Origin of the sequence: Paucihalobacter sp. (assembly GCF_036825875.1) — a bacterium.
In the GTDB taxonomy this organism is placed as follows: Bacteria; Bacteroidota; Bacteroidia; order Flavobacteriales; family Flavobacteriaceae; genus Paucihalobacter.
Window position 1 is genome coordinate 3897 of the sequence record NZ_DAISXK010000054.1, and the last position, 13926, is coordinate 17822.

At 34.1% G+C, this 13926-nt stretch carries 13 protein-coding genes and 1 pseudogene; 6 read left to right on the forward strand and 8 right to left on the reverse strand.

Going from position 1 to position 13926, the window contains the following annotated elements; genetic code table 11:
• Both V7Z48_RS12120 and pdxR read right to left on the reverse strand, forming a co-directional pair.
• A pseudogene (locus tag V7Z48_RS12120) lies at nt 1–1288 on the reverse strand (hypothetical protein); the annotation flags it as partial.
• 128 nt (nt 1289–1416) lie between these two features.
• Nucleotides 1417–2910: a MocR-like pyridoxine biosynthesis transcription factor PdxR gene (gene pdxR / locus V7Z48_RS12125; protein ID WP_334113800.1), complete on the reverse strand. Its 1494-nt coding sequence runs from the start codon at nt 2908–2910 to the stop codon at nt 1417–1419.
• Nucleotides 2911–2982: 72 nt separating this feature from the next.
• Here pdxR and V7Z48_RS12130 point away from each other — a divergent pair, with 72 nt between their 5' ends.
• Nucleotides 2983–3921 (forward strand): hypothetical protein, encoded by a 939-nt coding sequence (locus V7Z48_RS12130; RefSeq protein WP_334113801.1) that lies wholly within the window; start codon nt 2983–2985, stop codon nt 3919–3921.
• Between the two features lie 10 nt (nt 3922–3931).
• Entirely contained in the window at nt 3932–5374 is a 1443-nt protein-coding gene (locus V7Z48_RS12135; protein WP_334113802.1) for an SLC13 family permease, read from the forward strand.
• Nucleotides 5375–5422: 48 nt separating this feature from the next.
• Here the strand turns inward: V7Z48_RS12135 and V7Z48_RS12140 are convergent, their stop codons facing one another.
• Nucleotides 5423–5890 (reverse strand): hypothetical protein, encoded by a 468-nt coding sequence (locus V7Z48_RS12140; RefSeq protein WP_334113804.1) that lies wholly within the window; start codon nt 5888–5890, stop codon nt 5423–5425.
• Nucleotides 5891–6047: 157 nt separating this feature from the next.
• On the opposite strand from V7Z48_RS12140, the gene trxB reads away from it, so the two are divergent.
• The 4 genes from trxB to V7Z48_RS12160 all read left to right on the forward strand — a co-directional run bounded on the left by trxB (nt 6048) and on the right by V7Z48_RS12160 (nt 9790).
• The gene (trxB, locus tag V7Z48_RS12145) at nt 6048–7028 is read left to right on the forward strand and encodes a thioredoxin-disulfide reductase (RefSeq protein WP_334113805.1); all 981 of its coding nucleotides are present in this window, start codon (nt 6048–6050) and stop codon (nt 7026–7028) included.
• A 171-nt stretch (nt 7029–7199) separates the two neighbouring features.
• Nucleotides 7200–7784, forward strand: coding sequence for a YceI family protein (locus V7Z48_RS12150; protein ID WP_334113806.1), 585 nt, complete (start codon nt 7200–7202; stop codon nt 7782–7784).
• 34 nt (nt 7785–7818) lie between these two features.
• On the forward strand, nt 7819–9084 hold the full coding sequence (locus V7Z48_RS12155; protein ID WP_334113807.1) for a hypothetical protein: 1266 nt from the start codon (nt 7819–7821) through the stop codon (nt 9082–9084).
• A gap of 106 nt (nt 9085–9190) precedes the next feature.
• Nucleotides 9191–9790: a YceI family protein gene (locus V7Z48_RS12160; RefSeq protein ID WP_334113808.1), complete on the forward strand. Its 600-nt coding sequence runs from the start codon at nt 9191–9193 to the stop codon at nt 9788–9790.
• 2 nt (nt 9791–9792) lie between these two features.
• Here V7Z48_RS12160 and V7Z48_RS12165 read toward each other — a convergent pair whose 3' ends face one another.
• The 5 genes from V7Z48_RS12165 to V7Z48_RS12185 form a co-directional block, all read right to left on the reverse strand.
• Entirely contained in the window at nt 9793–10623 is an 831-nt protein-coding gene (locus tag V7Z48_RS12165; protein ID WP_334113810.1) for a GIN domain-containing protein, read from the reverse strand.
• A gap of 134 nt (nt 10624–10757) precedes the next feature.
• Complete coding sequence (locus V7Z48_RS12170) at nt 10758–11480, reverse strand: head GIN domain-containing protein (RefSeq protein ID WP_334113811.1); 723 nt, start codon at nt 11478–11480, stop codon at nt 10758–10760.
• Nucleotides 11481–11581: 101 nt separating this feature from the next.
• The gene (locus tag V7Z48_RS12175; RefSeq protein ID WP_334113812.1) at nt 11582–13345 is read right to left on the reverse strand and encodes a PspC domain-containing protein; all 1764 of its coding nucleotides are present in this window, start codon (nt 13343–13345) and stop codon (nt 11582–11584) included.
• Complete coding sequence (locus V7Z48_RS12180; protein ID WP_334113813.1) at nt 13338–13682, reverse strand: PadR family transcriptional regulator; 345 nt, start codon at nt 13680–13682, stop codon at nt 13338–13340. The genes V7Z48_RS12175 and V7Z48_RS12180 overlap by 8 nt, the downstream gene beginning before the upstream one ends.
• Nucleotides 13683–13747: 65 nt before the next feature.
• A partial coding sequence (locus V7Z48_RS12185) for a DUF4870 domain-containing protein (protein WP_334113814.1) occupies nt 13748–13926 on the reverse strand: 179 nt, incomplete at its 5' end.

The window sequence follows — 13926 nt, forward strand, 5'->3', positions numbered from 1 at the left end:
ATCCGTTGATACGCACTTCTATTTCTGTTTGATTTTCTAAGGAAACTGCAGCAGAAAAGAGTGAGGTATTGTCATTTATGGCATCAAAACTAGAAATTTCAACACCATTAATTTCTACTGCGATGGCTGATGGTCCGTTGGCGGTAGCTCTCCATTCAAAAGATATGTTAGTAATATCTATTTCAAAGCCAGAATCTGCGTCTAGTGTAAAGAAAAAGTATTTAGCGCTATCTGAACTGGTTTCTGTCCAGCCTTGTCCACTTTGAGCGTATGGTACTCCTGAACCTGTCCATGTAGATGCTTGAGCGGTTCCAAAAGTTGGAGTTCCTCCAGTTACTTGAAATTCAGAAACTGTAGCATTCTCTGGAAATTGAGTTGCGGTTAATTGGTCTCCAGTAAACTCATAAATTAGAAATATATCTTCGGTTACCTCACCGGATACATTCACAGTTATGGCGTCTGCGCCACCTCCAGAAATGGTAACCTCATCGCTGTAATTACCTACAGCAAGACCTACATTTAATCTTACAAAAACATCTGCTTCGCTGCCGTCAAATGCTGTTAAGGTCAAGCTTGAACCGTAAGTACCGCCAGCAGTACTTGAAATTTCAAAATTCGAACCGCCTGGTAAGGATACCATAACATCATTTCCATTTAAATTAACACCAGTGAGCGAGAATGATTCAGATGAAGACGGTCCGGCTTCAAAAACATAAGACATTCCTGTTAAAGAACTAGTTGACGCTGTTAATATTGGCGCGGTGGCATTACCCGTTAGTAATACATCATCCACTCTGTAAGTGGTACCATCATCTTTGCTGAATCTTAAGGTTAAACTAGGAACCGACGGTAAATTAATATCTGTAATTGTGATTAGTTTCCAGCCTGCTGTTTCAACAGCTGGATAAGTAATTGCAGTGAAGTCAACGCCATTGGTGCTGAATTCTACCACCAAACTGAGATTTGCGTTGGAGTTCATTCCGAAAGACAATTGAACATCAGTAAAATTTTCTGTATTGATGCCTGAAATGACAAAATCCCTGTTATTGATACCGCCACCAGTTCCAAAAAATACATTTCTACCTCCCGATGCTCCCGTGTAGGTTCCATCTGATGAACCCGTTGATCGGGTATCAGCGTTTCCAGAAAAAGTGACGTCTGAATTTTCGAAGACATTAGCCTCTATTGCAAGGGTCCCAGAGGCAGTCCCCATATTTTCGGAAAATATGGAAACCTGACTCCAACTTAATGTTGAACAAAAAAATAATAAAAAGTAAAAGTGCTTCATAATTAATAGAATTAGAGTTAATATATTTTAAAGAGTGTAATATTATGGCTAATAATTTATAAAATTAGAACATGAAAAGCGTTCTGTTTAATACCAGTTTTAGAATTAACAAAATACCAATTTAAAAACTACAGCAATGTACCCAATTTTTCAATTTTGCGTTTTAAGATAGCTGGTCTCACTGCTGAGTATCCCAAAATAAATCCAGTCTTTTCTGGTGAATCAATATAACACTTGCTTAAAGAAAATACCGTTATTCCTTGAGCTTTGATGTGCCTGATGATCTCGATTTCTTCTTTGGCCGTCTTGGGTTCATTGAAATATGCAACCACGTGAAAACTTGAAAATGGTCTTTCTTGTAAATGCATAGATTTTACATGTTTGGAAAATTCAGCACAGAAAAGAAGATGTCTTTCTTTGGCTACAGTTAAACAATTTTTAATGTGTTGATAGAGATAATTTTTATCAATAAATTGATTCATGACTACTTGGATAGATGGTGAAACAAATCTGTGTGAGTGCTCTTGTAATGCCTCAACAGCTGGCATTAAGTATTGTGGTACAATCATATATCCAAGTCTTATGGATGGATGTAATAACCTGTTAAAAGTTCCCATATAAATGGTACGGTCTTCTTGGTCTAAACTGTATATAGTGGGGATGGTTTGGTTAAAGTTTGCAATCTCGTTTTCATAATCATTTTCAATAATTAAACTACCGTTATGAGACGCCCATTCTAATAACTCTTGTCGGCGTTTTAAACTCATTTTAATGCCAAGCGGATAATGATTGGAAGGAGTGACATGAATGAGTTTAGGTTTGTTCCTGTTTGAAATGTTGACGCCACTAATATCAATACCTTCTTCATCTAATGAGGCACAAATTAAATGAGCTTGCGAACTTTTAAACACGGAGTGAACATTTGGGAAAATCGGATTTTCAACTACTACTTGATCTCCTTTATTGAGCACGGTACTCGCGATTAAAAATAACGATTGTAGCGAACCTGAAACCACCACAATTTGTTCTGGATTACATTTAATATTTCTGCTAATGTTGAGGTAATTACCAATGCTTTTTTTGAGCTCTTCTAATCCTGTAGCTTGAGAATAAGACAGCCCAGACGATTTTACATGTCGCCAATAAGAATTAAGAAGTTTTTTCCATTGGTTTATAGGAAATACATCAATTGGTGGTAATCCTGGTCTAAATGCCAAATGATCATTTGGTAACCTATTAATAAGCGAAATATTTTTCAAGTAAGATTGCCCTTGTTCCGAAATATTTGGATAATTATATTTATTTGGAGTGCTTTTTTTAGGGTTTACTTTGTTAGTTTCGGTTTCTGGACTGTAATTTATTTTATAACCAGATCCAGGTTTTGAGGTAATTAATTTTTCCAATAGTAATAATTCGTAGGCTTTTAGAACTGTGGTTCGGGACAGATGGAGTTCGGTTGCTAATTCTCTAGTTGAAGGCATTAACCAATCATTAGGCAATTCTACTTTTAATATGCATTGTTTGATGGCTCGGTATAATTCAATATATTTATGTTTTTCATTGTGTTGCTTTTGGAATTCTTTAGAAATGCGCTCAATGGAAAATCTGTGATTGGTATTCATATTTTAAAAAAATTGGTATTATAAATATAGGTAAAATTGGGCGTTATTTACTCACAAAATTTTATTTGAGATATGACAGATTTATTTTGGCATAAACATTTGTTCACTTTGATGGTTTTAATAGTGTCGGTTTGTTCTTGCAGTGAGAGTGATGATACCAATCCGAATATTCCAAACCTTGATTTTAACGAAACAACCACTGGCCAGGGTTTATTTGAATTTAATTATCAAATGGGAAGTTTTAATAAAGTCATGCGAATTTACTATCATATTCCTGAAAACAAATCAGCTTCAACTCCAATTTTATTCGTGTTTCACGGTGCTGGCCGAAATGCCAGAGATTACCGAAATGCCCTGCAAAGTAAAGCAGATCAATTTGGTTTTATTGTGATTACCCCAGAATTTTCAATCCAGAATTTCCCTTCTGGCGACCAATATAATTTAGGGAATGTGTTTGTAGACGGCGATAATCCGTCTCCAGCAACACTCAATCCTGAAAGTGAATGGACCTATTCAATCATCGAACCCTTATTTGATCATGTGAGAGCCCAAATAAATAACAGTAATACAACTTACGATGTGTTTGGTCATTCGGCTGGTGCACAATTTGCACATCGATTTTTGATGTTTAAACCTAATGCTCGAATCAACAAAGCCGTGATTTCTGCTTCTGGGTGGTACACATTTCCAAATACATCAATTGTGTTTCCTTACGGATTTAAAGATTCTCCACTTGAAACCCTAAATTTGAATAGCCTGTTTTCAAAACAAATTTATGTGCAGGTTGGAGCAAATGATAATAATCCCAACGAATCAGGATTAAGAAGAAACGAAATGGCAGATGCCCAAGGCACCAATAGAAAGGATAGAGCGATTAATTTTTTTTTATTTTCGGAGCAATTAGCCCAAACTAATAATTTAAATTTTAATTGGAATTTCGATATCATCGAAAATACAGATCATAATTATATTCCAGCTTCTCAAAATGGCGCAGATTTAATTTATAATTAATACCATCACTATGAGCTTATCAAAGAAAAGGATTGGGCTTTTTCTAGGACCGATTTTATTTATAGTCATCAAATTTTTTATCGAACCCGATGGATTAAACAATGATGCTGTATCTATTTTGGCATCGACAATCTGGATTGCCGTTTGGTGGATTACAGAGGCAATACCTATTGCGGTAACAGCTTTGTTACCAATAATTTTATTCCCGCTATCTGGGGGTTTATCACTGAGCGAAACCACCGCATCCTATGGTCATAAATATGTTTTTTTATTTGTCGGTGGATTTATTCTAGCCATTGCGATAGAAAAATGGCATTTACATAAACGTATTGCCTTACATATTATTAAACTTGTAGGTACCAATGTCAATCGAATCATTTTAGGTTTTATGATGGCTACGGCATTTTTATCCATGTGGATATCTAATACTGCTTCGGCAGTGATGATTTTGCCTGTTGGTATCGCCATCATACTTCAACTACAAGACAACCCAAATACTAATGAAGATGAAAATTTAATCTTCGGAAAAGCGCTTATGTTAGCTATTGCTTACAGCGCTTCCATCGGTGGCATGGCAACGCTAATAGGAACGCCACCAAATCTCGTATTGGCAGGTATTGTTGAAAAATCATATGGAACTGAAATTTCATTTTATCAATGGTTTAGTTTCGGGTTTCCTGTGTGTGTACTGTTATTATTTGTTTGTTGGTTGTATTTAACTAAGTTCGCTTTCAAATTTAAATCGAAGCAATTTCCAGGTGGTAGATCCGAAATTATTAAACAATTGAAAGCGCTCGGAAGTGTCTCTTTTGAAGAAAAATTAATCTTAGTGGTGTTTGCATTAACTGCTATAGCTTGGATAACCCGATCGTTTGTATTGGTTAAGATTGCTCCAGCCATAGATGATACGATTATCGCTATCATCACTTCTGTTGTGTTATTTTTATTGCCTTCAGGAAAGAAAAATGTACCCTTAATAACATGGGAAGATGCTGTTAAATTACCTTGGGGTATTTTGTTATTGTTTGGCGGCGGTATGGCTTTGGCGCTAGGATTTGAAACTAGCGGTCTTGCCGCATGGATTGGCGGTCAAATGACCTCATTAACCAATGTGTCAATATTGTTGCTCGTATTTATTTTAATTGCATCCGTTAATTTTTTAACTGAAATAACTTCAAACCTAGCCACTACAGCCATGTTACTCCCTGTTCTTGTATCAATGGCTGCGCTGGTAGATGTGCATCCTTATATTTTACTGGTAGCTGCAACGGTGGCCGCCTCATGCGCATTTATGTTACCAGTAGCAACGCCTCCGAATGCCGTCGTTTTTGGCTCGGGTTATTTAAAAATAGATGATATGGTTAAAAAAGGATTTTGGATGAATGTAATTTCAATTGTGCTGCTTTCCTTAATTGTCTATTTCGTTTTACCATTGGTTTGGGGTTTAAATTAAAAAGCGCAATTTAAACGAAGCCGAAAGTTGAATATTAAGTATCAAAGGTTAATCTATTCTTTTGTAGTTTTCAGAGTAAATTCTGTAACCTTCGTCATCAGTAACAATTTGTGAATAAGAATTTTTATCTAATTCTAATTGATAGAAAAATTGATCTGAAACTGAAGTTAAATTTTGCATGGCTGCCGATCCGTATTTTACAGTTTCTGAAAGTGTGCTATCCGTTTGTACGTAAGTTCCAAATCCATGCCATTCAGTGGAATCTTTAGGCACTTTTTTAGACCACATAAAATGACCTTTGGTGTACATTTTTATTTGCTGAACGTCGTCGTTTGCTTCAAAAACATTTACAACTTCATTGCCCTGATAATTATAATATCCTATCAATTCCCAGGTGCCTTCAAGGCTTAACGATTTATTTTCGGTTTTGTTAACAGGTTGCTCAATTACTTCTTTTTTTTCTTCACAAGAAGCTAAAATGAGCAAGGTAAGCAGTAAGTAAGAAAAAAGTTTCATGGGTATAAGTTTTATTTAGTTAACAAAAGGTACAAAAAATAATATGATATTTAAATTTTATTTTTTGGACATTTAATAAATCATTACATCTTTTAACTTCAATTCTGTAAGTTTAATTTTTAAAATTCTACTTTTGTAAGACTAAATAATGTGAAAAATGAGCGAATCAATAGAAAAGATAAAATGTTTAATTATTGGATCTGGACCTGCAGGTTATACAGCTGCCATTTATGCGGCTAGAGCAAACATGTTTCCCGTATTATATCAAGGTGAACAGCCAGGTGGACAATTAACAACCACCAATGAAGTTGAAAATTTTCCAGGCTATCCCGACGGTATAACTGGTCCAGAAATGATGATAGAATTACAAAAACAAGCAGAACGTTTCGGTACAGATGTACGTCATGGCTGGGTAACGAAAGTTGATTTCTCTGGCGAGGTTCATAAAGCTTGGATTAATAACGAAATTGAAATTCACGCAGACACAATTATTATTTCAACAGGAGCTTCAGCTATTTATTTGGGATTACCTTCAGAACAAAAATACTTAAAACTTGGTGGTGGTGTTTCTGCTTGCGCGATTTGCGACGGATTTTTCTATCGCAACCAAGATGTTGTAATAGTTGGCGCAGGTGACTCTGCTTGCGAAGAAGCTCACTATCTCTCTAAACTTTGTAAAAAGGTAACCATGTTAGTTAGACGCGACGAATTTAGAGCCTCTAAAATTATGCAGGAACGCGTTAAAAACACTACAAATATAGAAATACTTTATAACACAGAAACTGAAGAAGTACTTGGTGATGGGCAGGTAGTTACCGGTGTTAGAGTGAAAAACAATATCACAGGTAAATTAACGGAAATTCCTGCGACTGGATTTTTTGTGGCCATTGGTCATAAACCCAATACAGAGATTTTCAAGGACTTTTTAGAACTAGATAAAACGGGGTATATCATCAATAAACCTGGAAGTGCTAAAACCAATATTCCAGGTGTTTTTGTGTCCGGTGATGCTGCCGATCATGTATATAGACAAGCCATAACAGCAGCGGGAACCGGCTGTATGGCTGCGTTAGATGCCGAACGTTATTTAGCAGCTACTGACAGCACCTTTGAAGTAAGTACTTCTACTTACAACTAGCACAATATTAAAAATCAAATTATAAACCGAAGTTATTGCTTCGGTTTTTTTGTGCGCTTAAATCAGTAAAATGTTTTAAATCATAACCTTAAGTATATGTATGATGAATATCGTTTTTTCATAGGAACAGATGCGTCAACTTTGTACCGTAATTAAAAAAAACGATTCATTATGACTTCATACAAAACAATAAACGGATTAAAAGTATTATTAATAACTGTTTTATTTAGTTTTTCATTTTTAGCTATAGGACAAAACTTCACACTAAATCAAAGCGACTCTTCCCTGAAAATTTTTGGAACTTCAAATGTTCATGATTGGGAAATGAATGCCGATGAACAAAAGGGCTCGATATCTTTTAAAGATGCCACTAATGCGGAAATCTCTAAATTAGAAATTATTGTGACAGCCGAAGCCTTAAAAAGCGGTAAAAATGGCATGGACAAAAACACATATAAAGCGCTTAATACTAAAACGCATAAGCAGATTAAATATGTTTATGGAAGCACAACCTCTAAAGAAAAAGTTAGTGAAAATCAATACAAACTTACGACTCAAGGGCAGCTTACAATCAATGGTGTAACCAAACCGATTACGCTTTCTTTCAATATGACTACAAATAATAATGTTATCACCCTAAAAGGTGAAAAGAAAATAATAATGACGGATTACAATGTTGAACCACCAACAGCTTTATTAGGTACCATTAAAACTGGTGATGAGGTAAATATAGTATTCGAGACTAAACTGAAATAAAAATAAAAACCAATAAAACTAAACAAATACAATTATGAGAACACAATTAAAATTAGTCGCAGTGCTTGTAGCCATGTTAACCGGATTTAACTTCTACGGGCAAAGTAAAAGGGATTTAGATAACTATAGACAACCAGACCAACGCGGCATTAACGTGTTTGAAGCACCAAAGGATTCTATTAGTACTTTTGATGGAATCAATGTAAGAGTTGGTGGCCAGTCAACACTTCAATATCAAGACATAAGTCACGAAAATTCGGGAGCAGTTGCTTTAAAAGAAATTGGAGGCAATTTTAACTTGGCTACTGCAAACCTAGATTTAGATGTTGTATTAATGGACGGTGTTCGTATGCATTTAAGAACTTATTTGTCATCACGTCACCACCCAGAACCGTATGTGAAAGGTGGGTATCTTCAAATAGATAAATTAGATTTTGTGCGTAAAGGTTTTATGGAAGGCTTCATGAAATACGCTACCTTTAAAATAGGTCATATGGAAAACAACTATGGTGATGCACATTTTAGACGAAGTGATAACGCTCAAGCCATGTATAACCCGTTTGTTGGTAACCTAATTATGGATGCATTTACTACTGAAGTTGGTGCCGAATTGTACTACCAAAGAAGCGGTTTTATTGGTATGGTTGGTTTTACCAATGGTAAATTAAACCAAGATGTTGCTAATCCTGACACTGGTGGTGCGTCATTTATAGCAAAATTAGGTTACGACAAGAAATTTAACGATGATTTTAGATTTAGATTAACGGGATCTATCTACAACACAGGTGCTGTAAGAAACTCTTTCTTGTACAGTGCCGATCGTGCAGGTTCTAGATATTATTTAGTATTAGAAAATGAAGACGCTACACCTGCTGGAAATTTCAGATCTGGTAGATATAATCCAAACTTAAGAAACGAAATTACGGCTATAATGTTTAACCCATTTGTGAAATATAAAGGCTTAGAATTCTTTGGAACGTATGAAACTGCAAGCGGTAAAGCCAATAGCGAACTTGAAGACAGAACCGCAACTCAATTAGCTGGGGAGTTAATCTATAGATTTGGTCAAAATGAAAAATATTATCTTGGTACAAGATATAACAAAGTAGATGGTGAAGAAATGAACGGAGATGACATTGAGATTTCAAGATTCAACTTATCTGCTGGCTGGTTTTTAACCAGAAATATTATGGCCAAAATAGAATATGTAAGTCAAAAACATGATGGCTACAATTCTGAAAGTATTTTTAACGATGGTAAATTTGACGGATTTATGTTAGAAACAGTTATTAGTTTCTAGTAAAATAAGTAAAGTAAAAGTCTCATATTAAGCTATTTTTAAATAAACCGCGTTCAATATGAGACTTTTTTATTATATTTAAATATAACTATATCAATTTTTAGTGATGAAATTTCTACTATTAATATTATCGTTTTTAACTGTGTTGCCAAGTAATGATGTGTCTAATAATTCCGATATATTTGAGGTGACCACGATCAAAGTTTTACCTCAAAGTTCACTTAAAATTCAAGGTAAAACAAACATCAGTAAATTTAGTTGTGTCTTCGAAATCTCAAATATAGATCAACCTATAATAGTAGATTTTGAACAAGATTATAATAGCCTTAAGTTTAAAAACACTTTTCTTATTTTAGAAAACGATTGTTTTGACTGCGGTAATAATATGATGAATAAGGATCTAAGAAAACTCCTTAAGTCCGATGAGTACCCGCATATTCAATTAAGTTTAAAAACGGTTCAACCACATGCTTTGGCTCAGGTATCAACTGCTAAGGTTGATATTTCGCTTGCCGGTGTTACCAATTCTTTTACCGTGCCAGTGCACATTATAAAAGAAGAAAAAATCACAAGCCTTAAAGGTACTTTGGCGATTGATATTGAAAATTTCAATTTAGAAGCGCCTAGAAAAATGTTAGGAACTGTGAAAGTTTCAAATCTAATTGAAATAGAATTTGATTTGAAAATACAGAATCTCAATAAATAAAATTATTGTTCTTTTTTAAGAAGTTTTGCTGATCCAAGAAATTCTTTCATTTCAATTTTTGGATTACCATAGAGGTAAATTTCACTATTATCTGCAGCCTCTATTTCTATTAATTTTGAAACATTGACAACGGCGGTACTTCTACCTTCAACTTTGATTGTGCAATTTTCAACAGTTAGATTTTTAGCATTTAAACTTGAAGAATTATCTATACGCATAATTGCATTTTTTATATCACCTTCAATTGAAACGGAGGCACGTTGATATAAATCGATATTAAAAGTTTTAGAGTTAATTAAGGCCTCAATTTTAGAATTATCACTAATTAAAAAATTAGTACTATCGGCTACTACATTCAAACGTGACCTTGATTTATCTATGCTATTATAAGAAAAATTTGTGGCTCTTATATTCAAATAAGCTTTAGCGTCGCCCGATGTTTTAAGGCTTACCTCTTTCAATTCTAAAGAGGTAAGAGAGCGCACCTCTGCATCATCTCGGGCTTCAATGTGTTGCAAATTTTCGTTGTAATTGATAGTAAGTAATACTTTTTTTGAACTCGTAATTTGTTGTGAGGTTGTCAGGTTTAAAACACCATTTAAAACCTCAAACTGAATAACTTCATGAAGATTACTATCGGCTTCGACTTCTACGGAAGTTCTACTATTATATACAATTTGAACATTTAAATTATTACCAACAATTAGAGTGTTGAAATTATCTACATAGGTTTGTTCGATGGTAACGTTTCTGTCCCCTTTTATTTTTTCTTGGGCAAAACTACCAAGAGAAATGCTCAAAAATAATATTGCAGCATATGTAAACTTATTCATTTTGTTTTATTTGCTATTACTCTAAACAAATATATACAAAAACCATCCCAAACTGCGAATTGAGTTCGAAATGGTTGATAATTATAAGTAAATATATCTAGGATTTAAGTATTATAATACTGATATATAGAGTACTAATTGCCCTTTCTAACCACATCGTCCGTTTTTGAAATAATTGTAGGATTGCCATAATATTTTACGCTTCCACCGCTCGAGGCATTGGCTTCAAGTTCGTTAGTTACTGTAATTGTAATGTCTGATCCGCTGCTTGCTTTGGCGTTTACTTGTCCCACAATCAATTGTTTGGCTTTTATGTCGGCGCCACTAGAAGCTTGCGCAGTTAGGCTATTGGTGGTTCCATCTAATTTAATATCACTACCACTAGATGCTTTCGCATTTACTGTTTCGGTTTCAATGGATAAATGAATGTCACTACCGCTGTTGGCGGAAATCTCTAAATTTTCGGCGGTAATTGTGTTGGTTGAAAAAACATCACTGCCACTGGTGCCTTTTATTTTTTTAATGTTCACGACGTCTAATATGACTTTTTTTGCCGAAGCATTGCCAATATTTTTTGAGGTTGTTATTTTTAAAATACCATCGTTAATTTCAGTGATTATAAGTTCGTGAAGATTTTCATCGGCTTGAACAGATATGCTTTCTTCATTGCCTTGATTTATATAAACATCTAAACCATTACTGGCTTCAATAGTATGAAAGGATTCTGAAACAGCTCGTTGTTCCGTTTTTACTTCACCATTACCGCTAACGCCAAAAACCGAATTGCCGTTAAATGAACAAGATAAAAATAGAAGTCCTAAAAGACTTGAAACAATAATTTTTGATAAGGTTGCCATGATTAAATTGATTTTTAGTTGATTAATAGTTCAAATATTTATGATTGTTTTTATTATTCTAAATTTGTTATTCTGAATTGTAAAATTTAAGTCCTGAATGGTTAATTATTTTTTGATTTGATTTCTACGCCGTCCTCATTTATATTAACCCTGATGTTTTTCGACTCGCCTTTAATGCCTTTATCATCTATTTGCAAAGCTGAATTTTCAGAATTGATTTTTATACCTTGATTATCGATTATTACACCCGTTGTATCGTTTTGAACATCGATATCAATGTTTAATTCCTTTTCCTTGCAGTCTAAACATTTGATGTCGTTCGTGATAATTTCCAAATAATGTTCTTCATAATTATTTTTCAGAATATCATTGTAATAACTACTATTTCGGTGGTAGGTGTAAGTGTTTTTATCCGCGTATAAAATACTGCCTTCGGGTAAATATAATTCTACTTCAACTTTTTGGTCTCTGTATTTGTTTTCAGCAGCTGTTGTTAAATAACCATTTAAAAGCAATTGATTGTTTTCTAATTTGAAATTATAATCAATGGCAGCAGCGCGGTCTTTCGCAATTTGATAGCTTTTGCCATATGCATTTTTGGTCACGGTAATGTAAGCCAAAGAGTCTTTAGTAGATTTCACAATCAAACGCACATTGGTATTGTAAATTTGTTGTTGGTCTTCTTCATCATAAACCAATTTAATACTCGAGACGTACGATAGTCTGTTTAAAATTTTACTGTATCGACTTTCACTTTGCATTTTAAGGTTAAGAGTATCGCCACTTTTAATATTCAGCGTTTGGGTAGTAGTTGTATTGGCATCAAAAGCCTTTTCGTTTGCCTGAACTACACCTATAATAATGAGTCCTAAAATTGAAACAATCCAAATACCCAATAAAGAGTATTTAGCAATGTTTCCTATAGATTTTAAGTTGTTGATTAGAATTTTTAAACCTAAATAGAACAAAAAGAAAAAGGGAATGCCAACAAGGAAAAACACTAAAACAGATATAAGCCAGATCGGTACATTGGCTGCATTGGCAACCTTAAGAAAATCCATTCCTGGTATATTAATTATATCGGTAACGCCTACAGTAAAAAGTGCAATAAGCAGGCTTATTAAAGTAGTTACGCCAATTATTATCAATATGATGCCTATGAATTTAGCAAATAGGGTTAGGCAAAACATCAAAATTTCTCCAATAGTGTCAAAAAAGCTTTTAGAACTTGATTTTACCTTATTGCCGTATTTTTCGTAATCTACATTTTTAACTGAATCGGCAACATTATCAAATCCTTTTTTGATTTTTTTTTCAATATTACTTATGTTCACTTCTTCGCCTTTCATCATTAGTTTATCGGCAGTGGTTTTAGCCTCTGGAACTAAAATCCAAAATAAAAGATAGATGAAAATGAATGTACCGCCGGAGCCTAAGGCTAGTATTATCCAAAATAATCGCAACCAAACAGCATCTATGGTTAAATAATGTCCTAGACCTGATGACACGCCACCAATATAGGAATTGTCTGTATCTCTAAATAATTTTCTGGACGGGCGTTGTGCTTGTTTGGTATGTGGTTCGTCTTCAAATATTTCTTCATCAACAAGATAATCTTCAGGTTGCCCCATAATAGTGATTACCTGATCTATCAGTTTTGAGGAAACAACTTGTTTTTCATTTTGAAGATGCTCATTAAATAATTCAGCAATACGAGCCTCAATATCCGCAATAATTTCAGATCGGCCTTGCGAATCAGTAAACGAGCGTTTTATCGCTTCGAGGTAGCGTTGTAATTTAAGATAGGCATCTTCATCAATGTGAAAAAATATACCGGCTAAATTTATGTTGACTGTTTTATTCATTGTTTTTGTTTTTTTGACGTGTAACTAAGTTTACAGCATGCTGTAAATCACTCCAAGTATTGTTAAGTTCGTTTAAAAATAATTTTCCTGTTTCGGTAAGACCGTAATATTTTCTTGGTGGTCCTGAGGTCGATTCTTCCCATCTGTAATTTAATAGCCCAGCATTTTTTAAGCGCGTAAGTAAGGGATAGATTGTGCCTTCTACCACCAGCAATTTTGCGTCTTTTAAGGTGTCTAAAATCTCGGCTACATATGCATCATCATCTTTTAAGACCGATAAAATGCAGTATTCTAGAACACCTTTTCGCATTTGTGCTTTTGTGTTTTCTATCTTCATTTGTTAATTCTTTTTTTAGTTGTGAATGTTCATTTTTTGATTGATTGATTTATGATGATTAAATTTTATTTGAAAAAATTGATGGTAAATGGATAATTATACAAGTTTCCATCTCTAGCTGCTAGACTTGCTTTTACGATTAAAACGACTTCAATAATAAAAGCAATAACTGCAAAAAAGACAAAACCACCTGTTAAATAGAAAAAGGATGACGGCTTTTTGAAATTAAAATGAAAGTCTGGAA